Source organism: Herbidospora cretacea, assembly GCF_001570605.1.
GTDB lineage: Bacteria > Actinomycetota > Actinomycetes > Streptosporangiales > Streptosporangiaceae > Herbidospora > Herbidospora cretacea.
In genome coordinates this window covers 80198-101146 of sequence record NZ_BBXG01000018.1, presented here as the reverse complement: position 1 = coordinate 101146, position 20949 = coordinate 80198, and the positions used below count along the sequence as shown (strand labels likewise).

The following is a 20949-nucleotide window of genomic DNA, read 5'->3' as shown; positions in this document are numbered from 1 at the left end:
GCCACGTGCAGGCGGACGACCTGGCCGGGCTGGCGGCCGACGAACGGTTCCGGCTGCTGAAAACGCGCTTCCGGCGGCTGGCGCTGACGATCGTTGGAGCGTTCCTCGGCTGGTACTTCCTCTATATCGCCCTGTCGGCGTTCGCCCGCGACTTCATGGCCCTGCCCGCGATCGGCAACGTCAACGTCGCGCTGCTGCTCGGGGTGCTCCAGTTCGTCTCGACGTTCGTGCTGGCCTGGCGCTACACGCGTTACGCCCGCCGGATGCTCGACCCGCTGTCGGCCGAGCTGCGCGACGAGGCCGGTCAGCGCCAGGCCGAACGCGAACGCGAGCGCCGCATCCTGGCCGAGCGCCACCGCATCGAGAACTGGACGCGCCGATGACCATCGGGCTGTTCGCCGTCTTCATCGTGATCACCCTCGGGGTGACGATCTGGGCCCGCGTCACCACCAAGGGCACCGACGACTTCTACGCCGGCGGCCGGGGCTTCTCCGGCCCGCAGAACGGCCTGGCCCTCGCGGGCGACTACATGTCGGCGGCGTCGTTCCTCGGCATCGCCGGGATCATCGCGCTGTCGGGATACGACGGGTTCCTCTACTCCATCGGCTTCCTGGTGGCCTGGCTGCTGACGCTGCTGCTGGTCGAGCTGATGCGCAACGCGGGCCGGTTCACCATGGCCGACGTGCTCTCCTACCGGGCCGCCAGGCGTCCGATGGTCCGCACCGCCGCCGCCGTCTCGACCGTGACCGTGTCGGTGTTCTACCTGGTCGCGCAGATGGTCGGCGCGGGCGCGCTGGTCGGGCTGCTGCTCGGCATCCACCCGGGCGAAACCTTCATGGGGATCTCGCCGGAGGCCGCGAAGGTCATCACGATCCTGGCCGTCGGCATGATGATGATCTTCTACGTCAGCTACGGCGGGATGAAGGGCACCACCTGGGTCCAGATCATCAAGGCCGTCCTGCTGATGGCCGGCACGACCGTGCTGACCGTGCTGGTGCTGGGCCGGTTCGGCTTCAACCCGAGCGACATGCTGGGCGCGGCCGACGCCCGCAGCGGCCAGCCGGGCGACTTCCTCAACCCGGGCCTGCGCTACGGCAAGGACGCCGACGGCATCGTCGGCAAGCTCGACTTCGTCAGCCTCGCCGTCGCCCTCGTCCTCGGCACGGCCGGGCTGCCGCACATCGTCGGCCGTTTCTTCACCGTCCCCGACGCGCGGGCGGCGCGGACGTCGGTCAACTGGGCGATCGGCCTGGTCGGGGCCTTCTACCTGATGACGCTGGCGCTCGGGTTCGGCGCGACCGCGCTGGTCGGCCAGGAGGCCATCACCGCCCAGGACCCGTCGGGCAACACCGCGGCCCTCCAGCTGGCCCAGGCCGTCGGCGAGTCGGTGGCCGGGCCGGTCGGCGGCGAGATCCTGCTCGCGTTCATCGGCGCGGTGGCGTTCGCGACGATCCTGGCGGTGGTGTCAGGTCTGGTGCTGGCGTCGTCGACGTCGCTGGCCCACGACTTCTTCGGCCATGTGCTGATGCTCGGCAAGCCGAAGGAGTCGCAGGAGGTCGCGGTCGCGCGGTTCTCGGCGTTCGTCATCGGGGTGTTCTCGGTGTTCCTGGCCGTGCTGGTCCGCGACATGAACGTGGCGTTCCTGGTGGCGCTGGCCTTCGCGATGGCGGCCTCGGCGAACCTGCCGGCTATCGTGCTGGCGCTGTTCTGGCGCCGCTTCAACTCGACCGGCGTGGTGTGCGGCGTCTACGGCGGCCTGCTGGGCTCGATCGCGCTCGTGGCGCTGTCGCCGGTGATGTCGGGCGGGCCGCGCTCCCTGCTCCCGCCGCCGATCGACTTCCACGTGTTCCCGCTGGAGAACCCCGGGCTGGTGTCGATCCCGTTCGCGTTCCTATGCGCGGTCGCCGGCACCTTGCTGAGCAGGGAGAAAGCCGATCCCGAACGCTATTCGGAACTCTCCCTCCGCGCCCTCACCGGCGCCGGCGCCCACGCTCCCCGGACCAAGCCCTAGTCCGAGACCTCTTCGAGAGCCATCCACGGGCCCTCGTCGGGCCAGTCGAGGGAGATCCCGGTGATGCGCTCGACCGCAGTGATGGCGCTGACCCTCCAGTTGCCGCCGCCCAGGCCGGACAGTTCCGCGTCGAGGAGGTGGGGCTGGGAGCCCGCGCGGTCCTCGGGGAAGAGCGGGTCGAGACTGACGAGGACCGAACCGTCGACGGCGTGGGCCATCCGGGCGACGGCGTTGACGTTCCAGAACAGGCTGGTCACCTTGGCCCCGACGCTGAGCCGGCGCAGCACCTCGGTCAGGCTGCCCTGGTAGCCGTTGTCCTCGAAGATGACCCAGGCGTCGCCGTCACGGCTGAACTGGAAGAAGGCCTCGTAATCGGCCGGGTCCAGATCCTCGTCCTCTTCGTGGACGAGGTCCTCGGCCGAGCCGCCCAGGCGGACGGCGAGCTCTTCGACGGTGAGGGGGCCGGCGAGGGGCTGGACGACGGTCCAGCAGGCGGCCTCGGGAAGGTGGGTGATCACGATCCGGGAGTATGCCGGGTGTCACCGACATTTCGCTGAACTGTCGGTGGCGGTCGTTAGCGTGGCCGCATGGGGGTTCCCGAGCGGTTGACCAGAGCGGTGGGCGCCCTGCGCCTCGCGCCCGATGCGTGGGTGCTGGAGATCGGGTGTGGGCGGGGGGCCGCGGCGCGGCTCGTGCTGGAGCGGCTGGAGACGGGGCGTTACCTCGGGGTCGACCGGTCGGAGACGTCGATCCGGGCGGCGCGGGAGAACGTGCCGCGCGCCGACTTCCGGTGTGAGGCACTGGAGCGGCTCTCGGTGGAAGGGGAGTTCGACGTCATCTTCGCCGTCAACGTCAACCACTTCTGGGTGCGCGACCCGGCCGCCGAGGTGGAGCGGCTGCGCGGGCTGCTCGCGCCGGGCGGGTCGGTGACGCTCTTCTACGAGACGCCCGGCGAGCGGTCGGCGGAGCTGGGCGACCGGCTGGCCGCCGTGTTCGCCCGCCACGGGCTCCGGCCCGAGGTCAGCGTGCTCGGGCCGAAGCTGTTCGCGGTCGCGGGTCAGTCGCCCAGCGCTTCCCAGACCTCCCACAGATGACCGCTGACCGGCTGGTAGTAGGCCTTCACCTTGACGGGGCCGGTGTTCCTGATGGCCTTGCGGAACGCCGCCGCGTTGCACGGCTTGGTGCCGATGCCCGCCTCCTCGTTCGGCACGTTGGCGGTCCAGCCGTCGGTGCAGCTCCTGGTCACCCGGTTGAAGCCGAGGCCGGTGTAGCGCAGCTTGACGGCCTTCTTGCCGGGCCGGTAGAAGACGACGGTGCGGCTGTCGAGGCTCTTCATCGTGCCGTAGGCGGTGACCGGGTTGGTCGGGGTGGCCAGGAACTCGGCGACGGTGGTCAGGTTCGGCGTGATGGTGATCTTCACCGGGGCCGGGCCGAGGCTGAGCACGAACTTGAGGTCGAGGGCGTCGCAGTCGGTGGTGCCCAGGCCCTTCCTGTCCTGTCGGATGTGGCCTTCGGTCTCCTTCAGGTCACACGCCGTCGTGATGCGGCGGTAGCGCACGCCGTCGGTGAAGATGCGGCGCTCCTTGGCGCCGGCGACCGGGGTCAGCTTGTAGCGGCGCACGCCGCTCTGGGTGACGAGTCTGGCCTTGGCCGGGGTGATGCGCAGATGGTTGGAACCGTCGGCCCAGGCGTAGCCGTAGATGGTCTGGGTCTTCGCACTGGCGGCGGCGGGTGTGGCTATGAGTGCGCTCGCGGCCAGGGCGGCTACGGCGGCGGCGGTCAGCGGGCGGGTCATTCGGTCCCCCGGGGGTGGTCGGTCGTCCAAAAACGTCTCTCGGGGAGTGGGACTCGCCGATGACGGTGAAAGTTCATGACCTCTCATGGTCGTGACGCAACTGGAATCGCCCATGGGGGCGGGATGTTCTAGCAAATCGTGGAGGTAATGAGATGTTCACTCTGATGGCCGTGCACGCCCATCCCGACGACGAGGTGATGGGGACCGGCGGCGTGTTCGCCCACTACGCCGCCCAGGGTGTGCGGACCGTGCTGGTCACCTGCACCAACGGGGAGCAGGGCGACGGCCCCGACGGGGTCAAACCGGGCGAGCCCGGCCACGACGACGAGGCGGTGGCGAAGGTGCGCCTCGCCGAGCTGCGCGAGTCGGCCGCCCACTTGGGGATCAGCGACGTCGAGCTGCTCGGCTACCGCGACTCGGGCATGGACGGCTGGGACGGCAACGCCCACGAGCGCGCCTTCGCCAACGTCCCGGTCGACGAGGCCGCCGGGCGGCTGGCCGACCTGATGCGGAAGTACCGGCCGCAGGTCGTGGTGACCTACGACGAGAACGGCGGCTACGGCCACCCCGACCACATCCAGGCCCACCGGGTGGCGGCGCGGGCGGTCGAGCTGAGCGGCGTACCGGCGAAGTTCTACTACACCGCCACCCCGCGCAGCTGGATGAAGGGCATGTACGACGCCATGGTCGCGGCCGGCATGGACACCGAGGGCTGGGAGGAGTACGAGAGCTGGACCACCCCCGACGAGAAGATCAGCGCGATCCTCGACACCTCGGCCTACGTCGAGCAGAAGATCAAGGCGATGACCGCCCACGGCAGCCAGGGCGACAGCGCGTTCTTCCTGGGCCTGCCGCCGGAGACCCAGCACATGATGTTCTCCGGCGAGGCGTTCACCCTGGTCAGGTCGACGGTCCCGGCGGCCGAGGGCGTCGAGGACGACCTCTTCCGGGGTCTTCGCTGAGCCCTGCTCAGGACCTGCTCAGGACCTGCTCAGGACCTGCGCCGGGCGCGCTCGGCGTCGACGTTGAGCGCCGCGCGCACCCCCGCCGGATCGGGCGCGACCCCGGTCCGGCGGATCGTCTCCGAGGTGATGCGGCCGGCCTGGAAGACCTTCGTGGCCTGCACGATCGTCTCCGAGCCGAAGAAGAACGCGACGGCGACCGTCGTCAGCGTGCGCAGGGTGTCCCAGAACTCCTTGCGGTCGTCGAGCGGGCCGATGACGAACGCGTAGGTGTTCAGCAGCAGCCACGACACGAACAGCGCGCCCGCCAGGGCGATCCGGATCTTGCGGACCGACGCGTAGAGGCCGAAGAACGCGACGATGCCGGCCAGCGTGACCGTCGCGCCGACGATCCACTGCTCGGTGAGCGTGGTCGGCACCGTCAGCAGGATCCACGACGTGGTCACCAGCGCGGTCAGCAGGACCCCGGTGAACACCAGGCCCCGGACCGAGACCTCCTCCGCGTCCCGCGTGTCGGTCAGGGAGAACATCGCGGGGCGCGGCGGGTGCACCGGCTCGGTCATGGAACGCTCCCGGGCAAGATCGAAGTCAGGACAGCCCAGTCTCCGGTGACCCGGTTAACCGGCGGTTACCACTTCGAATCGGTCGGGCAACCGATCGATCTCCACGGCCCCGCCCAGGTCGACCGATACGGACACCGGCGTCCCGGCGACCACGAACCCGTCAGCGCGCACCGCGCCGAGGGGCGCGCCGGACATCGGGCGCAGGGTGACCGTGCCGCCGGGGACGTCCGGATAGAGGCCGAGCGCGGCGTGGGTGATGACCACGGCGGCCGCCGCCGACCAGGCCTGCGGGCGGCAGGAGGCCGGATAGGGCACCGGGCGGCGGACCGCGTCGCGGGCGTCGCCGGAGAACAGCTCCGGCAGCCGGTTCTCGAACGGCCCGGCCGCCGCCAGCAGTCCCTCCGCCAGGGTCGCGGCCTCGGCGCCGAAGCCGTCGCGGGCCAGACCGGCGATGACGATCGCGGTGTCGTGCGGCCAGACCGAGCCGCAGTGGTAGGACAGCGGGCTGAAGCCCCGGTCGGCCGAGGACATCGTGCGCAGGCCGAAGCCCGCCGACATCTCGGGTGAGGCGAGGAGGGAGGCTACCCGGGCCGACTCCTCGTGGTTGAGGATGCCGGTCCCGAGCAGGTGGCCGATGTTGCTGGTCAGCGCGTCGACCGGCCGCTTGTCGCGGTCGAGCGCGAGGGCGGGGTAGCCGCCCTCGACCCAGAACCGCTCGCGGAATCGGGTGGCCATCGCCCCGGCGTAGGCGCGCCAGACGTCGGCGCCGGGGCGGCCGAAGGCGTCGAGGAGCGCGGCGCCCTTGACGGCGGCCTCGTAGGCGTAGCCCTGGACCTCGGCCAGGGCGATGGGCGGGTCGGCCAGGCCGCCGTCGCGGAACCTGACCGAGTCGCCGGAGTCCTTCCAGCCCTGGTTGGCCAGGCCGCGCCCACTGGCGTCGATGTACTCGACGAACCCGTCGCCGTCTGGGTCGGCGTCGGTGGCGAGCCAGCCGAGCGCCGCCTCCATGGCCGGGAGCAGCGCCTCGACCTCCCCGTCGGGCAGGCCCCAGCGCCAGGCGTCGTGGAGCAGGCTGATCCACAGCGGGGTGGCGTCGATGGTGCCGTAGTAGGCGGCGGGCAGGCGCAGGCCGTTCACCGGCACGACGAACTCGCCCCTGCGGAGTTCGTGCATGATCTTGCCGGGGGCCTCGCCGGTCAGCGGGTCGTGCCTGACCCCCTGGCGGCGGGCGAGCACCCGCAGCGTGCCCTTCGCCAGGTCGGTTCCCAGCGGCAGCAGCATGCGGGCGGCCCACAGGCTGTCTCGGCCGAAGACGGTGAGGAACCACGGCACGCCCGCGCCCAGGAAGGTGTCGGTGGGGTGGCCGGTCTCGGTGAGGCGCAGGCCTTCGAGGTCGTCGAGGCTCTGCGCCAGCAGCGCGGGCAGGCGGCGGTCGGTCGCCCGGACGACGGGCCGGCTCCACTCGGCCGGGCCCGACGGCGGCGCGACGACGGCGGCCGGGTCGGTCACCATCACACGCCAGCAGAGCGACCGGGTCTCACCGGGTTCGAGGGCGACCTCCCAGTGCAGCGCGTGGTCACGCACCTGCGCGCCCTCGCCGGTCATCGCCACCGTGGCGGCGCCCGACACCCACGTCAGCGTGCCGTCGACCGGGGTCACCGGCTCGACGTCGCCGCCCGACTTCACCGTCTCGATGGCGGCGAAGTCGCAGTTCACCCGCATCGTGACGGTCATCGTCACGGGCATCGTGGCGGTCGAGGCGACGGTGATCTCCTCGGCCATGCCGTAGGCGCGGATCTCGCGCAGCCGGTCGACGCGGACCACCGGGTCGGGCTGGACGTCGCCGAGCCAGCGCGCCAGCGAGGTGAACCTGCTGCGGCCGGGGCCCGCGGCGGCGTCGGCGATCGGCTCGGTCTCCCGGCCGTCGACCAGCAGCACGGCCTCCGACACGACCCGCCGGTCGGCGTGGAACACCCCCTGGACACCCGCCGCCCGTATCTGGCCGTCGGCCCCGCTGAGCGCGCTCGTGGGCGCGGTGACGGTGCTGACCAGGTCGTGCAGGAGCGGCTGCAACCGGACGTCGGTGGCGGCGGGGGAGTCGGCAGGCACGCGGTGGTCCTTCACGAAGTTGTGTCTTGACAGATCAAGAGCAGGGGTGCAGATTGCGAAACAATTCCTTAACTTGAACGATCAAATCATGCATTACTTCGGTTTGATCGTTCAACCCCCCGAAAGGTGCACAGATGGCCGATAAGGTGACGATCGCCGACGTGGCGCGAGCCGCGGGCGTGTCTCGCCAGACGGTCTCCAACGCTCTGAACACCCCCGAGGTGGTCCGTGAGGAGACCCGCCGCCGCGTCCTCGACGTCGTCGACGAGCTCGGTTACCGGGTCAACCACGCCGCCCGCCAGATGCGGACCGGCCGGTCGCGGCTGATCGCCGCCCGCATCGACCCCGAGCAGGACGGCATCAACGGCTCGGTCGGCGACCGGTTCCTGCACGGCCTCACCCAGACGGCCGCCACCGAGGACTACCGCGTGCTGCTCTACACCGCCCACGGCGACGACGGCGAGATCGCCGCCTTCGACGACCTGCTCGGCGCGCACGAGCCCGACGCCTTCGTCCTGATGGCCACCCACCACGGCGACCGGCGCACGAACTGGCTGACCGAGCGCGGGGTGCCGTTCGTCACGTTCGGCCGCCCGTGGAGCGACCCGGACGGCGCGAACCATCCGTGGGTCGACGTCGACGGGGCCGCCGGCACCGACGCCGCCACCCGTCACCTGCTCTCGCGCGGCCACCGCCGGATCGGCTTCCTCGGCTGGCCCGAGGGCTCGGGCGTCGGCGACGACCGGCGTGAGGGCTGGCGCCGCGCGCTGGCCGACGTCGGGCTCGGCACCGCCGGGCTGTTCACCGAGACCGAGGACGACGTCGCCCCCGGCGAGCACGCCGCCCGCACCCTGCTCGACGGCGATCCGGAGATCACCGCCCTGGTCTGCGCGAGCGACTCGCTCGCGCTCGGCGCCCTGCACGTGGCGCGCGCCCCCGGCCCGGCCTGGCACGCGGGCGGCCACTCGCACCGTCCCGTCGCCGTCGTCGGGTTCGACGACACCCCGGTCGCCAAGGCGATCGGCCTCACGAGTGTCCGCCAGCCGATCGGCGAGGTGGCGTCGAGCTGCCTGCGGCTGCTGGCCCACCGGCTCGCCGGAGGCGCGGGGGCGTCTCCGGAGTACCTCCTGCTTCCGCCCTCCCTGGTCGTCCGCGCCTCGGGCTGACCCTCCCCACCTGAGACAAGAAACAAAGGAAAACGCGATGAAGCGCAGCAACGTCCGGAAGGCGGCCCTGTCGACGGCCGTCGGCGCCGTCCTGTTGTCCTCCGCCGCCTGCGGCGGCAGTGGTTTCGAGGAGACCGGCGACCCGGCCGCCCAGCCCAGCCAGGCCTCGGCCGGCCCCGCCCAGCTGCAGGTCCTCATCGGCTCCTCCGGCGACGCCGAGACCAAGGCCGTGACCGACGCCGCCGCCGCGTGGGGCGCCGCCACCGGCAACACCGCGACCGTGACCCCGGCGCAGGACCTCGGCCAGCAGCTCGGCCAGGCCTTCGCGGGCGACACGCCGCCCGACGTGTTCTACGTCGACGCCGGCCGCTTCGCCGACTACGCCAGCGTCGGCGCGCTGGAGCCGTACGGCGACAAGATCACCAACCCGGCCGACTTCTACGAGAGCCTGCGCACGACCTTCACCTACGACGGGAAGTTCTACTGCGCGCCCAAGGACTTCTCGACCCTGGCCCTCATCGTCAACACCGACCTGTGGAGCAAGGCCGGGCTGACCGACGCCGACATCCCTACGACATGGGACCAGCTCACCGCCGTCGGCGACAAGCTGAAGGCCAAGGACATCACCCCCCTGGCCCTCGGCGACACGCGTGACCGGGTGGGCGCGTTCATGGTGCAGGCGGGCGGCTGGATCGTCAGCCCCGACGGGAAGACGGCCACCACCGACTCCCCGCAGAACCTGGAGGCCCTGACGTACGTGCAGAAGCTGGTCAAGGACAAGACGGCGCAGTACCCCAAGCAGCTCAGCGCGGGCTGGGGCGGCGAGGCGTTCGGCAAGGGCAGCGCGGCCATGACGATCGAGGGCAACTGGATCAAGGGCGCGATGACCAACGACTACCCCGACGTGAAGTACAGCGTCCACGAGCTCCCGGCCGGTCCGGCGGGCAAGGGCACCCTGTCGTTCACCACCTGCTGGGGCGTCGCGGCCAAGTCCAAGAACAAGGAGGCGGCCATCAGCTTCGTCGAGGCGATGACCACCGCCGACCAGCAGATGGCCTACGCCAAGGCGTTCGGCGTCATGCCCTCACGGCAGTCGGCCAAGGAGGCGTACACGGCCGAGTTCCCCGACGACGCCCCGTTCGTCAACGGCGCCGACTACGCCCACGGCCCGGTGAACGCTCCCAAGATGGACAGCGTGCTGGCCGACTTCGACACCGGCATCCAGCAGCTCACCTCCATGGACCCCAAGACCCTCCTCGCGCGGGTGCAGAAGAACACCGAAGCCGCTCTCGCCGGCAACTAGGCGAGACTCAGCGTCCGGCGCCCACTCGGGGAGGGCGCCGGGCGCGGGTTTCCCGCGTCAGAGGAGGTACCGCCCATGCGGCTCTCGGCGAAAGCCAGGGAGAACATCGCGGGCTGGTTGTTCGTCGCCCCGGTGATCCTGATCCTGGGCCTGTTCATGCTGCTGCCCATCCTGATGGCGATGTGGGTCAGCGTGACCGACTGGAACGGCCAGGGCAGCCCGTTCAAGTCGGGCGTCCCGTTCGTCGGGCTGGACAACTACACGAAGTTGTTCGCCGAGGAGGGACTGACGCGCCAGGACTTCATGACCAGCGTGCGCAACAACATCTACTACGTCGGCATCGTCGTGCCGGTCCAGACGATCCTCGCGCTCGGCCTGGCGCTGGTGGTGAACTCGCGGATGCTGAAGGGCAAGACCTTCTTCCGCGCCGCGTTCTTCTTCCCGTCGGTGACCAGCTCGGTCGCGATCAGCGTTGTGTTCCTGTTCATCTTCGCCAGCTCCGGCGCGGTCAACAACCTGCTGGCGTTCTTCGGCGTCCAGGGCCCGCAGTGGTTCGCCGACGCCCGCGGCATCCTGCACCTCGCGCTCGACGCCGCCGGCCTGGTGAACGCCGACAGCCCGCCCGCGTTCCTGATGAGCGGCGGCCCCTTCGGGCTGAGCTGGTGGGAGTGGCTGGCCGGGCCGTCGGTGGCGATGTCGACCATCATGCTGCTGGTCATCTGGACGACCTCCGGCACGTTCATGCTGATGTTCCTGGCCGCCCTCCAGGACATCCCGGTCACCCTCGAAGAGGCCTCGATGCTCGACGGCGCGGGCCGCTGGAAGCGGCTGCGGTTCGTCACGCTGCCGATGCTGAAGCCCACCCTGTTCCTGGTGCTGACCATGGGCATCATCTCGACCTGGCAGGTCTTCGACCAGGTGTACGTGATGAGCCAGGGCGCCCCCGGCAAGACGACGCTGACACCGGCGTACCTGTCGTACACCCAGGCGTTCGACAACTTCGAGTACGGCACCGGAACGGCCATCTCGTTCGTGCTGTTCGCGATCATCGTGCTGTTCACGATCGTGCAGCGGTGGCTGCTGAGGGAGAGGAACGCCTGATGGCCGCCGTCAGGGCTGATCACGGGGCGCGGACCGTGGCGTCGACGTTCGTCGGCTACTTCATCCTCGTCTTCTTCGCGCTGGTCTTCATCTACCCGTTCGTCATCCAGCTCTCGGCGTCGTTCAAGACCGAGTCGAACGCGGCGCTGAACCCGCTGAACCCGGTGCCCGACCCGTTCGTCACCGACGCCTACCACAAGGTGTTCCTCAGCACCGACATGCCGCTGTGGCTGGGCAACTCGCTGATCGTGACGATCGCGATCACACTCGGCCGGGTGCTGCTCGACTCGATGGCCGGTTACGCGCTGGCGCGGCTGCGCTTCAAGGGCCGCAAGGCGCTGTTCGGCGCGGTGATCGCCATCCTGGCGGTGCCGGGGGTCGTGCTGTTCATCCCGAAGTTCCTGGTGCTGAAGCAGTTCGGCATGTACGACACGTACACGGCCCTGATCCTGCCGATCATCGCCGACGCGGGCGGCGTGTTCATCATGAAGCAGTTCTTCGAGTCGATCCCCCGCAGCGTCGAGGAGGCGGCCCGGATCGACGGGGCCGGACCCTGGCGGACCTTCTGGTCGGTGGTGCTCCCGATGGGAAGGCCCGCCCTGATCACGTTGACGATCATCTCGTTCCAGAGTTCGTGGAACGAGCTGCCGCACAGCCTCGTGTCGGTGCAGAGCCCCGATCTCTACACGCTGCCCCGAGGCCTGGCGGTGCTGGTCAGCGGATCACTCGGATCGGGGAATCAGTATCCGCTCAAACTGGGCGCCGCCGTGCTGGCGACGATCCCGGTCGCGGTCCTGTTCGTGGTGTTCCAGCGCTACTTCGTGCGCGGCGCCAACGAGGGGGCCGACAAGTAGTACCAGACGGCGAGCTGGACCAGGGCGAGCGCGAGCGCGAAGGGCATCAGCGCCTGCATGCCGACGCCCTGGCCCAGCGCCCCGGCCGTCCACGGCAGCAGCGAGCCGCCGATGACCGAGCCGCCGTTCAGCACCCCGATCGCGGTCGGCACCAGCCGGGCCGGCAGCAGTTCGGGCAGGATCGCCATCGTGGTCGGGAACAGCGGGCCGAGGAAGAACCCGAGCAGCACGAACCCGGCGACCGGGACGACGCCGAGCCAGATCATGACCGTGGCCGCCGCGACGCCGACGCAGCACCACAGGGAGGTCCGCGCGGGCGTCAGGTTGATCCGGGAGGCGATCGGGCTGATCACGAACCGGCCTGCGGTCAGCCCCGCCCAGTAGCCGCTGACGGCGTAACCGGCGATCAGGTGGGTCTCCAGGTCGACCTCGCGCAGGTAGGAGTAGGCCCAGTTGCCCACGCCGATCTCCACGCCCAGGTAGACGGTGAGGAAGACCGAGGCGAGCAGCACGGTCCGGTTGCGCAGCGCCTCGGGCAGCAGCCCCCGCTGCTTGTCCTCCTTCTCCTGGACGACCCTCTTCGGGAACGTCGCGTAGAAGGCGACCCCCATGAGGGCGGTCGCGACCGCCAGGCCCCACCAGATGGCGGTCCAGGGGGCGTAGGTGAGCGTCACCGCCGCGATGGCCGGGCCGGCCAGGGCGCCGACGCCGAAGAAGGCGTGCAGGCGGTTGAGCAGGGTGGCGGCGTTCGGCAGTGCCGCCAGGTGCACGTTCAGCACCGATTCGAGCACCCCCACGCCGTATCCGCAGAACAGCTGGGCGGCGATCAGCACCCAGAACGACGGCCGGGCCGCGGTGACGACGGCGGCGAGCACGAACACGGCGCTGCCCGCGACCAGGGCCAGTCGTAGCCCCAGCCGCTCGATGAGCGCGCCGTTGGTGAGCCCGGCCAGCAGGAAGCCCGCCGAGTTGGTGAAGAAACCGAGCCCGATCAGGGCTTTGTCGACGCCGTAGTCGTCGATCTGGGCGGGTAACAGAACGCCGCCGACCGCGGCGCCGATCCCGACGAGGACGAACGCCGCGTAGGAGAGAACGACAGAAGAACGCATCCCAGGGACCCCATCTGAAAGGAGTGGCGTTGGGAGCGCTCATGAACATTAACCCAAAAGCCGCCGCTGTTCCTCTTCTATGATCTTCTCCGCCAGATTCTGTTCGGAGATGTCGACGGCGGCCGGGCTCGACTCGGCCAGATCGCTGCGGCGGGCGTACTCGTCGAAGCTCCGCGTCTTCGCCGCGAGGATCTCCAGCAGCCGCTGGTCGACCGAGTCGACCGCGAGCAGCCGGTGGACCTGGACCTTCCGGGTCTGGCCCATGCGGTGGGCGCGCGCGATGGCCTGGGTCTCGGTCGACGGCTTGAGCTGCGGCTCACAGATGATCACGACCGAGGCGGCCTGGAGGTTGAGCCCGATCCCGCCGGCGACGATCTGGCTGAGCAGGACGGCGTGGCCGGGCGTCGCGGAGAAGTCGTCGACGATCCGCTGCCGCTCGTCGGGGTCGATGTCGCCGGACAGCCGGTAGGGGGTCCCGACGGTCTCGCCGACCGCTGTCAGGACGTCCTTGAAGTAGGAGAACACGATGACCTTGAGCCCGTTGGCCTCGGCGTCCTCGACGAGTTCGGTCAGCCGCTTGAGCTTGGCCGACGTGGCCGGGGAGGCGAACGCGGCCCGGCGCATCCTCGGGAAGTGCCGGTCGGCGACGGCCTGCCGGTAGGCGTCGAGGTCGTCACCGGAGAACTCGACCCATTCGTCGGCCTCGACCCGGTCGGGCAGCTCGTGCAGCACGTCTTCCTGGTTCCTCCGCAGATAAGCGGAGGCGACCGACTTCCGGAACGCCTGCGGCCCGGCCTGGCTGATCTCCAGCGCGGGGTCGAGATGGCCGACCAGGACGCGGAACTCCTCGACCCGGTTCTCCATCGGCGTGCCGGTCAGGAACAGCACCCGCCCGACCGCGCCGCACCACGCCGCGACGGCCTTGGCACGCTTGGTCGCCGGGTTCTTCACGTAGTGGGCCTCGTCGACGACCAGCATCGCCACCCGCGACGTGGGGGTCAGCCGGTGGAGCCCGTCGAGCGTGACGACGGCGACGCCGCCCTCCTTCATCCATTCGTCGAGCGCGGCCTCACGGCGGTTGCCGTGGATCTTCTGGGCCCGGAGCGTGCTGCGCGTCTCGATCTCGCGCACCCAGTTGACCACCACACTGGCCGGGCAGACGACCAGGAAGTGGGTCGCCCCCTCCGAGGCGAGGTGCGCGAGCGCGGCGATGGCCTCGATCGACTTGCCGAGCCCCATCTCGTCGCCGATCATCACCCGCTTCTGCGCGAGCGCGAACCTGGCCCCGAACGACTGGTAGCCGCGCAGCGACACCCGCCGGTAGGCGTCGTCGAGCGGCTGGGCGTTGACCCTGGCCAGCACGTCGTCGGGCAGGACGCCCTCGGTGACCCGCTCCCCCGCGAGGTCGGCGAGCAGCGAGTAGTAGTCGGACGACCGGTATTCGAAGTCGGCCCACGCCTCGTCGCCACTCGACGGCGGCCGCAACAGGTCGGTGATGACCTGCGGGAACTCGCTGCCGACCTGGGCCGCACCGTCGAGCAGGGCGTCGAGGGTCTCGACCGCCCGCCGCGCCTCCAGCCGCCGCCTCCGGCTCGCCGTGAGCAGCCGCCATCGGGACCTGGCCGGATGGGCCGCCTTCAGCAGCGGCGTGAACGTCGTGTTGACGTCGTGGGCGGCCCGGACGTGGAACGGCAGCTCGGTCCCGGCGTCGAGCAGCCGCTTCAGCGCGACGACCAGCGCCTCGGACATCCAGTCGTGGCGTTCGATCTTCACACTGGCGAGCTGCCGGGCCGCCTCCTCGATCTGGTCGGCGGCGGCCTTGATCTGCTTGGCCGTCTGCGCGCCGACCCCGGGCAGCTCCTGGAGCCGGTAGGCCGACATGTCGTGAACCTGGAGGACCGTGGTGATTCCAGACCGTTCGAGCGCACCTGTGCGGAGACGTCCGCCAGTGACGTCCTTGAGGCGGGTGACGGGCATCTGCGCGAGATCGTCACGGACGGTGTGTCTGCGCAGCGTGTCGACGGCCTGAAGGGCCTGGGCCTGAACGGCGGCGTGGTCGGCGAGGAGCGTCCGGGCCTTCATGACCAGAGCCCCCGCGACGCGGCAGAGGTCGTCGGCCTCGCGTACACCCATGATCTCTCCTCTGCCCAGGACGCCTCCGAACAGGCCGGCTCACCACCGGATGATGGCAGCGGCGACCGACACTCGCACACGACGGGGCTGCCGCCGTCTTCGCAGTGGCCACCCGCGGCAAGGGGTCGCCTTCGTCAAAGTCAAAGAGGCGGGGGCCGACGTCTTCTTCGTGACCATCGACAAATCCGCCACGCAATCACCGACACGCTGTTCCAAATGAAAGTCACCATCGGGGCTTCGGTGGAACACTCCGACGGCCGGGCGTTACCGTTCCGGGGAGACGACGGTGCGTTTGTTCATTCCAGAGACCGAGCAGGACGCGCCGCCCTGTCTCTACGCCGGTCCCAGGACCTACCTGTCCGACAAGGGCGAACGTCCCGTCAGGTTCCGGTGGGAGTCGCGGCATCCGCTGCCGCCGGACGTCTTCCACTTCGCGAAGGTGAAGTGGCTTGTTCGATCTTGGCGGATCCTGGAGAACGGGCCACTACGGGATAAGAGTGGGTAACAGAGTCCCGGTTTCGGCGATGAGAAAGCTAGCGTTAAACGCTCGTCTCTCCCTTACCTAGGATTCCTCATGTATCCCGCTCCTGTCAGGCCCGCCCGCGTCTTAGCCGTCATGGCCACGCTCGCGATCGCGTTCAACCTGCTCGTCGAGGCCGCCGCCACCTTCGTGAGCTGGGCCAGGTATGACCTCATCGGCTCGATCATCGATTCTCCGCTGAGCGCCGACCTCGCCGAGGTCAACGACAACGACCAGCTCTACGCCTTCACCGGGCTGCTCCAGGTCGGGACGCTGCTGCTGGCCGGCATCTTCTACTGGGTCTGGCTGTTCCGGGTCCGCGCCAACGCCGAGGCGCTCGCGCCGCAGGTGCGGCAGCGCAGGGGCCGGGCGTGGCTGATCTTCGGGTGGATCGTCCCGATCGTCTCGTTCTGGTTCCCCAAGCAGATCGTGGACGACATCTGGACCGCCTCCGACCCGCAGCAGCGTAAGCCCGGGGGCCTGGCGGCGGCGTGGTGGATCACGTGGATCCTGTCGGTCTTCGGCTCCAACCTGGTCGGACGCTTCCTGCTGCAGAGCGAGGAACTGTCGAGCCTGCAAACCGCCGCGCTGCTGGAGATCATCTTCTTCCCGCTGACCCTGATCTCGGGCATCCTGGCGATCATGGTGCTGAACAGGATCACCGCGCTGCAGGCGATCCCCCGGCCGATGCAGGCGCCGCAGTACCCGCCGCACGACCAGGGCGCCTTCCAGCAGTACCCGCCGAACGGGTTCCCGCAGGGTCAGCCACAGGGTCAGCCGCAGGGTTACCCGCAGCAGTACGGCCAGCAGCCGCACCCTCAGCAGCAGTACGGGCAGCAGCAGTACGGGCAGCCGCCGCACCCCCAGCAGCAGGTGCCGCCGCAGCAGAACCCGTACTAGATCGTCAGTTGCCGGGGTAGCGGTCCCGGGGCGCGCCGCCCCGGGAGACCTCGGCGACGAAGTCCTCGGCCAGCCGGTCGATGGTGTCCCGGCCCTCCACCCGCTCGGCCCACTCGGCCGGGATGCGCACGCCCTCGGCGCCGAGCAGGTTGCCGCAGACGGCGGCCGTGGAGTCGCTGTCGCCCGAGTGGTTGGCCGCCAGGATCAGGGCGTCGCGGAAGCTCCCGCCCGCCAGGGCGCAGTAGACGCCGATGGCCAGCGCCTCCTCGGCCACCCACGCCTCGCCCAGCGACTCGACCTTCGCCGCCGACGGGGCGCCCGTGTGGGCGAGGTCGACGGCCTCCTGGAGCGCCTTGGCCGTGTCGGGGTCGTCGACCAGTTCCAGGGTGGCGGAGACGGCGTTCTCCAGCGTGGTGTCGTGGGTCAGATGGCGGACGATCGCGGCCAGCGCGCCGGCCGAGGCGGTCGCGGTCGGGTGGCCGTGGGTGAAGCGCGAACATTCGGCCGCCCACCGGTAGGCCTGTTCGGCCGGCCACGGGCCGAGGCCGAAGGGGGCCGAGCGCATGACCGTGCCGCAGCCCTTGGAGTCGGGGTCGACGTGGCCGCGCAGGCCCGACAGGCAGGCGTTGCCGGGGGCGCGGCGGGCGTAGAGCCAGGTCTGCTCACGGAGCCAGCCGGTGCGGTGGAGGGCGTCGCCGGGGGGCGGCGCGGGATGTTCTTGAGTGTCGAGCCAGCGCAGGTAGGCGTGGCGGACCACCGACGGGACGTGGCTGATGCCGCGTTCACGGCCTCTGACGTGGCCGCGGATCAGGCCCTCGACGGTGAACAGGGTCATCTGGGTGTCGTCGGTGATCAGTCCGTCGGTCAGGTCGGTGATACCGGCGGGGCCGTACCGCGCGGTGATCCGGCTGAGCGAGTCGAACTCGACGGGGGCGCCGAGCGCGTCACCGATGGCGCCGCCGATGAGGCAGCCGCGAACACGGCCAAGGTTCATGGGACCTCATTCTTGCCGGGACGGAGCCCGCGTCCGGTCGCCGGTTGGCGAGGCTGTCCGGAACCAGGGTTAACGGTCGTCCTCAAGGAAGAACGCGCGCCGCGCGGGCTTTCGCCTAGCCGATGCCGAAGGCCTGGACGGCGGTGCGCACCTGGCTCAGGCCGCCGATCACGCACGGCAGGACCCACGGGTCCGGCAGGCCCGTGCTCCGGCCGAGGGCCGCGACCCGGCCGCCGGTGAACGGGCCCGAGGTGATCGTGCCGGGCATCAGCGCCCACTGGTGGATGTCGCCCTGGAAGCGGGCGCCCTCGACGGTGCTGACGGAGCCGTCGCTCCAGCGGACGGTCATCTCCAGGTCGTCCGGGGCGATCGGGCCGGGGCACCCGGCGGTGAGACCGCCCTGGGCGGTCAGCACGCCGGAGCTGATCGCCGGGTGGTCGGGGGTGACGCAGCGGCCGAGGGTGCCGGTCAGGGTCAGCCACTGGCTGCCGGGCGCGAGGGTCAGGCCGGGGTGCATCAGGAGGTCGATCTCGCCGCCCGTACAGGAGACGGTGCCGGGAGCGGCCTCGGCCTGGGCCGGGCTGACGAGGGCGGCGGCGAGGACGCCGGCGAGGAGCAGCACACGCATCGAGGACATGCCCTCATGATCTTCAGAGCGGGCCTCCCCCGGCCGGGAGGCGAGGTCGTCGTGTCGTCCCCGACTTGGTCAAGGTGCCGCATGCACCGTGAGGACGACCTTGGCGCGGGCGTGCTCCCCCTCCAGGTAGCGCATCGCGTCGGCGGCCTCCGCCAGCGGGTAGGTCCGGTCGACGACCGGCGTGAGGTCGCCGGCCTCGGCCAGCCCGCGCAGCGCGGCGAGGTTGGCCCGGCTGGGCTTCGCGTTCAGCAGGACGACCTCGTCCCTGATCAGCGGTTTGACCAGCTGGCTGCGGAGGACGAGGCCGATCGGGCCGAGGAGGCTGCCGCCCTCGTACACGCCACCGCCGGAGATCAGCAGGGTGCCGCCCGGCGCGAGGACCCTGCGCAGGTCGCGGAGGGAGCGGTTGCCGACCAGGTCGAAGACCAGGTCGTGCCGCTCGCCCGTGGCGGCGAAGTCCTCCTTCCGGTAGTCGACGACCCGGTCGGCGCCGAGCCCGGCGACCATCTCGACGTTGCGGGTGCTGCACACGGCGGTCACCCGCGCGCCCCTCGCCTTGGCGATCTGCACGGCGAACGTGCCGACGCCGCCGGACGCGCCGTTGATCAGCACTGACCGGCCCTTGTCGACGTCCTTGAGGCCCTGCAGGGCGGTGTTGGCGGCCAGCGGCAGCGCGGCGGCCTGCTCGAAGGTGAGGTTGGCGGGCTTGCGGTCGACGACCTTCGCGGGCGCGACGACGTATTCGGCGAACGCGCCGTCGTGCTCGCCGTAGACCTCCTCGCCCGGCTCGAAGCCGTCCCCCGCGACGACGACCCCGGCGAAGTCGGTGCCGAGGATCGGCTGCTTGGGCCGGCGTAACCCGAAGGTCAGCCGGGACAGGTAGGGGTCGCCGCGCAGCACGTGCCAGTCGCGGGCGTTGAGCGAGGCCGCCGCCACCTTGACCAGCACCTCTCCGGGGCCGGGCGTCGGCGTGGGGACGTCGCGGAACTCCAGGATGTCGGGTGAGCCGTAGCGTTCCTGGACAATCGCCTTCATGGGGGGTACCCCTTTTCTAGGATGGTGTACGGCGTACACCTAGGACGATAGGTGTACGCCGTACACCCGTCAAGGAGGCGACGACGCATTGGCTCGACTCAGCCGGGAACGCGTTCTGGAGGCCGCGGTGGCCCTGGCCGACGAGGCCGGGCTCGACGGCCTGAGCATGCGCAGACTCGCGACCGAACTCGGCGTGGTGCCGATGGCGCTCTACAAGCACGTCGCGAACAAGGACGAACTCCTCGACGGCATCATCGACACGGTCGTCGGCGAGATCGACCTGGGGCCGGTCGAGGGCGACTGGAGACCGGCCGTCAGGGCCCGCATCCTGACGGCGCGCGCGCAGATGCTGCGGCACCCGTGGGCGTCGGGGGCGATCGAGTCGCGCCGGAACCCGACGCCGGCGGTGCTGGCCTACATGAACTCGGTCATCGGCCTGCTGCGGACCGGCGGCTTCACCGTCGACCTGGTCCACCACGCGATCCACACGCTGGGCAGCCGGATCCTGGGCTTCAGCCAGGAACTCTTCGACGACACCCCGGCCGACCCCGGCGCGCAGGAGGCGGCGGCCCACGCCATGAAGGACACGTTCCCGTGGCTGGCCGAGATGGCGCTGCAGGTCGCCCACGACGAGAAGTCCATCGTGGGCTCGGGCTGCGACGACCAGTTCGAGTTCGAGTTCGCCCTGGACCTGCTGCTCGACGGTCTCGAACGGCTCAGATCAGCGGTCTAGGGGACCGGCACGGCCACCGTGGCGTACGTCCACGGGGTCCAGTCCGACTGCGTCCCCGCCGCGGCGTTCACGGCCCGGCACCGCCAGCGGATGTCCCAGCCGTCGTGCAGGAAGCCCGCCGGAACCGCGATGTTCCCCGGGCCGGTCCAGATCTGACCGGTTCCCTGGGCCGGCGCGGCGGGGTCGTGCTCGATCTCGGCCTCGCCGGTCGCGCCGCCCGCCGGGTCGCCCGCCCGCACGACGACCTGCGGGGTCAGTGAGAGCACCGTGACGCCGCCGCTCATCGGGTAGTCGGACGGGCCGAGGGAACAGCGGGAGACCCGGGGCTCCGAGACCACGTCGACGGTGACCGTGAGGACGGGCGGGTCGTGGCGGGGGTCCAGGTCGGGGTTCTCGGAGGCCCAGTACCACCGGTAGTTGTCGACGCCGGTGTCCTCGGACGGCGACTGGAGCACCAGGCCGTGGTTCTCGGCGCCGTCCACCCAGTCCTGGACGATGCCCGCGACCGGCCACTCGACGCGATCCGGCCACGTCGCGCACTCAGGGGTGACGCCCTTGGTGGAGATCTGGGCGTCCTCGGTCGTCGAGTCGGGCAGGTTGCCCCAGTGCAGGAAGTCCTGGCTCCACGAGCTGGTGACGCGGCGGACCTGAATGCCCTCGCCGACCTCCGGGCCGCAGGCCGGCGCGGCGTTGTTGGACAGCGACAGGACGGCGGAGGTGACGGCGCCGGCCGGCAGGACGCCCGTGTCGAACCTCAGGTAGCCCCGGATCGCGCGGCCGCTGAAGGTGCCCGCCGCCACGTGGGCGTTGTAGGTCCCGGCGGGCGAGTTCTCGTCGTTCAGCGTGGACACGTCGACGTCCTCGACGGGGGACAACGTGAAGACACGTTCGACCGTGCCGTCCTCGGTGGCGCGGGCCTCCGCCGGGAGGGCGGTCAGGGTCGCCGTCGTGGTCATCGCGACGGCGGCGATCAGGGAGCGGGACTGCCACTGCTTCATCGGGCTCCTTGAGCTTGATCAATGAC

The 20949-nt window shown here is 70.5% G+C and carries 20 protein-coding genes; 10 read left to right on the top strand and 10 right to left on the bottom strand.

The features are described from left to right. Positions 1-5 precede the first annotated feature (5 nt). On the top strand, positions 6-383 hold the full coding sequence (locus AW270_RS28860; protein WP_245674901.1) for a DUF485 domain-containing protein: 378 nt from the start codon (positions 6-8) through the stop codon (positions 381-383). Beyond that, positions 380-2011 carry a monocarboxylic acid transporter gene (locus tag AW270_RS28855; protein WP_061299269.1) on the top strand — a complete coding sequence of 544 codons (1632 nt, stop codon included), beginning with the start codon at positions 380-382 and terminating at the stop codon, positions 2009-2011. Before AW270_RS28860 ends, AW270_RS28855 begins: the two co-directional genes overlap by 4 nt. Here AW270_RS28855 and AW270_RS28850 read toward each other — a convergent pair. Next, positions 2008-2529, bottom strand: coding sequence for a DUF6461 domain-containing protein (locus AW270_RS28850; protein WP_061299268.1), 522 nt, complete (start codon positions 2527-2529; stop codon positions 2008-2010). The two genes, AW270_RS28855 and AW270_RS28850, sit on opposite strands and share 4 nt — an antisense overlap. Positions 2530-2598: 69 nt before the next feature. Here AW270_RS28850 and AW270_RS28845 point away from each other — a divergent pair, with 69 nt between their 5' ends. After that, a complete protein-coding gene (locus tag AW270_RS28845; protein ID WP_082801906.1) occupies positions 2599-3105 on the top strand; it encodes a class I SAM-dependent methyltransferase in 507 nt (168 codons plus the stop codon). Here the strand turns inward: AW270_RS28845 and AW270_RS28840 are convergent. Beyond that, the gene (locus tag AW270_RS28840) at positions 3069-3806 is read right to left on the bottom strand and encodes a hypothetical protein (protein WP_061299266.1); all 738 of its coding nucleotides are present in this window, start codon (positions 3804-3806) and stop codon (positions 3069-3071) included. The genes AW270_RS28845 and AW270_RS28840 overlap by 37 nt on opposite strands. Before the next feature lie 152 nt (positions 3807-3958). Here AW270_RS28840 and AW270_RS28835 point away from each other — a divergent pair, with 152 nt between their 5' ends. Continuing rightward, positions 3959-4768 carry a PIG-L family deacetylase gene (locus tag AW270_RS28835; protein ID WP_061299265.1) on the top strand — a complete coding sequence of 270 codons (810 nt, stop codon included), beginning with the start codon at positions 3959-3961 and terminating at the stop codon, positions 4766-4768. A gap of 29 nt (positions 4769-4797) precedes the next feature. On the opposite strand, the gene AW270_RS28830 is transcribed toward AW270_RS28835, so the two are convergent. Further along, positions 4798-5331 (bottom strand): hypothetical protein, encoded by a 534-nt coding sequence (locus AW270_RS28830; protein WP_061299264.1) that lies wholly within the window; start codon positions 5329-5331, stop codon positions 4798-4800. A gap of 54 nt (positions 5332-5385) precedes the next feature. Next, entirely contained in the window at positions 5386-7440 is a 2055-nt protein-coding gene (locus AW270_RS28825; RefSeq protein WP_061299334.1) for an amylo-alpha-1,6-glucosidase, read from the bottom strand. A 134-nt stretch (positions 7441-7574) separates the two neighbouring features. On the opposite strand from AW270_RS28825, the gene AW270_RS28820 reads away from it, so the two are divergent. The 4 genes from AW270_RS28820 to AW270_RS28805 all read left to right on the top strand — a co-directional run bounded on the left by AW270_RS28820 (position 7575) and on the right by AW270_RS28805 (position 11864). Then, complete coding sequence (locus tag AW270_RS28820) at positions 7575-8606, top strand: LacI family DNA-binding transcriptional regulator (RefSeq protein WP_061299263.1); 1032 nt, start codon at positions 7575-7577, stop codon at positions 8604-8606. 37 nt (positions 8607-8643) lie between these two features. Then, a complete protein-coding gene (locus AW270_RS28815) occupies positions 8644-9909 on the top strand; it encodes a sugar ABC transporter substrate-binding protein (protein ID WP_061299262.1) in 1266 nt (421 codons plus the stop codon). Positions 9910-9984: 75 nt separating this feature from the next. After that, entirely contained in the window at positions 9985-11010 is a 1026-nt protein-coding gene (locus AW270_RS28810; RefSeq protein ID WP_061299261.1) for a carbohydrate ABC transporter permease, read from the top strand. After that, the gene (locus AW270_RS28805; protein WP_245674900.1) at positions 10983-11864 is read left to right on the top strand and encodes a carbohydrate ABC transporter permease; all 882 of its coding nucleotides are present in this window, start codon (positions 10983-10985) and stop codon (positions 11862-11864) included. Before AW270_RS28810 ends, AW270_RS28805 begins: the two co-directional genes overlap by 28 nt. On the opposite strand, the gene AW270_RS28800 is transcribed toward AW270_RS28805, so the two are convergent. Together AW270_RS28800 and AW270_RS28795 are read right to left on the bottom strand one after the other, a co-directional pair. Then, positions 11825-12973 carry an MFS transporter gene (locus AW270_RS28800; RefSeq protein ID WP_061299259.1) on the bottom strand — a complete coding sequence of 383 codons (1149 nt, stop codon included), beginning with the start codon at positions 12971-12973 and terminating at the stop codon, positions 11825-11827. The genes AW270_RS28805 and AW270_RS28800 overlap by 40 nt on opposite strands. A gap of 48 nt (positions 12974-13021) precedes the next feature. Next, positions 13022-15106: a DEAD/DEAH box helicase gene (locus AW270_RS28795; RefSeq protein ID WP_061299258.1), complete on the bottom strand. Its 2085-nt coding sequence runs from the start codon at positions 15104-15106 to the stop codon at positions 13022-13024. A 574-nt stretch (positions 15107-15680) separates the two neighbouring features. Here AW270_RS28795 and AW270_RS28790 point away from each other — a divergent pair. After that, on the top strand, positions 15681-16526 hold the full coding sequence (locus AW270_RS28790) for a DUF4328 domain-containing protein (protein WP_082801905.1): 846 nt from the start codon (positions 15681-15683) through the stop codon (positions 16524-16526). A gap of 4 nt (positions 16527-16530) precedes the next feature. Here the strand turns inward: AW270_RS28790 and AW270_RS28785 are convergent, their stop codons facing one another. The 3 genes from AW270_RS28785 to AW270_RS28775 all read right to left on the bottom strand — a co-directional run bounded on the left by AW270_RS28785 (position 16531) and on the right by AW270_RS28775 (position 19192). Beyond that, positions 16531-17520, bottom strand: coding sequence for an ADP-ribosylglycohydrolase family protein (locus AW270_RS28785; protein ID WP_061299256.1), 990 nt, complete (start codon positions 17518-17520; stop codon positions 16531-16533). A gap of 115 nt (positions 17521-17635) precedes the next feature. Then, the gene (locus AW270_RS28780; RefSeq protein WP_061299255.1) at positions 17636-18157 is read right to left on the bottom strand and encodes a hypothetical protein; all 522 of its coding nucleotides are present in this window, start codon (positions 18155-18157) and stop codon (positions 17636-17638) included. A 69-nt stretch (positions 18158-18226) separates the two neighbouring features. Beyond that, positions 18227-19192 (bottom strand): NAD(P)-dependent alcohol dehydrogenase, encoded by a 966-nt coding sequence (locus AW270_RS28775; RefSeq protein ID WP_061299254.1) that lies wholly within the window; start codon positions 19190-19192, stop codon positions 18227-18229. Between the two features lie 88 nt (positions 19193-19280). Here AW270_RS28775 and AW270_RS28770 point away from each other — a divergent pair, with 88 nt between their 5' ends. Continuing rightward, positions 19281-19925 (top strand): TetR/AcrR family transcriptional regulator C-terminal domain-containing protein, encoded by a 645-nt coding sequence (locus AW270_RS28770; protein ID WP_061299253.1) that lies wholly within the window; start codon positions 19281-19283, stop codon positions 19923-19925. On the opposite strand, the gene AW270_RS28765 is transcribed toward AW270_RS28770, so the two are convergent. Then, positions 19922-20923 (bottom strand): DNRLRE domain-containing protein, encoded by a 1002-nt coding sequence (locus AW270_RS28765; protein ID WP_061299252.1) that lies wholly within the window; start codon positions 20921-20923, stop codon positions 19922-19924. The two genes, AW270_RS28770 and AW270_RS28765, sit on opposite strands and share 4 nt — an antisense overlap. Between the last annotated feature and the right edge of the window lie 26 nt (positions 20924-20949).

Excerpts from the sequence above, each read along its gene's own strand:
- AW270_RS28785 (WP_061299256.1), bottom strand. The coding sequence starts at position 17,520 with ATGAACCTTGGCCGTGTTCGCGGCTGCCTCATCGGCGGCGCCATCGGT.
- AW270_RS28795 (WP_061299258.1), bottom strand. The coding sequence starts at position 15,106 with ATGGGTGTACGCGAGGCCGACGACCTCTGCCGCGTCGCGGGGGCTCTG.
- AW270_RS28855 (WP_061299269.1), top strand. The coding sequence starts at position 380 with ATGACCATCGGGCTGTTCGCCGTCTTCATCGTGATCACCCTCGGGGTG.
- AW270_RS28780 (WP_061299255.1), bottom strand. The coding sequence starts at position 18,157 with ATGTCCTCGATGCGTGTGCTGCTCCTCGCCGGCGTCCTCGCCGCCGCC.
- AW270_RS28790 (WP_082801905.1), top strand. The coding sequence starts at position 15,681 with ATGTATCCCGCTCCTGTCAGGCCCGCCCGCGTCTTAGCCGTCATGGCC.
- AW270_RS28775 (WP_061299254.1), bottom strand. The coding sequence starts at position 19,192 with ATGAAGGCGATTGTCCAGGAACGCTACGGCTCACCCGACATCCTGGAG.
- AW270_RS28830 (WP_061299264.1), bottom strand. The coding sequence starts at position 5,331 with ATGACCGAGCCGGTGCACCCGCCGCGCCCCGCGATGTTCTCCCTGACC.
- AW270_RS28815 (WP_061299262.1), top strand. The coding sequence starts at position 8,644 with ATGAAGCGCAGCAACGTCCGGAAGGCGGCCCTGTCGACGGCCGTCGGC.
- AW270_RS28845 (WP_082801906.1), top strand. The coding sequence starts at position 2,599 with ATGGGGGTTCCCGAGCGGTTGACCAGAGCGGTGGGCGCCCTGCGCCTC.
- AW270_RS28835 (WP_061299265.1), top strand. The coding sequence starts at position 3,959 with ATGTTCACTCTGATGGCCGTGCACGCCCATCCCGACGACGAGGTGATG.
- AW270_RS28765 (WP_061299252.1), bottom strand. The coding sequence starts at position 20,923 with ATGAAGCAGTGGCAGTCCCGCTCCCTGATCGCCGCCGTCGCGATGACC.
- AW270_RS28820 (WP_061299263.1), top strand. The coding sequence starts at position 7,575 with ATGGCCGATAAGGTGACGATCGCCGACGTGGCGCGAGCCGCGGGCGTG.
- AW270_RS28810 (WP_061299261.1), top strand. The coding sequence starts at position 9,985 with ATGCGGCTCTCGGCGAAAGCCAGGGAGAACATCGCGGGCTGGTTGTTC.
- AW270_RS28840 (WP_061299266.1), bottom strand. The coding sequence starts at position 3,806 with ATGACCCGCCCGCTGACCGCCGCCGCCGTAGCCGCCCTGGCCGCGAGC.
- AW270_RS28800 (WP_061299259.1), bottom strand. The coding sequence starts at position 12,973 with ATGCGTTCTTCTGTCGTTCTCTCCTACGCGGCGTTCGTCCTCGTCGGG.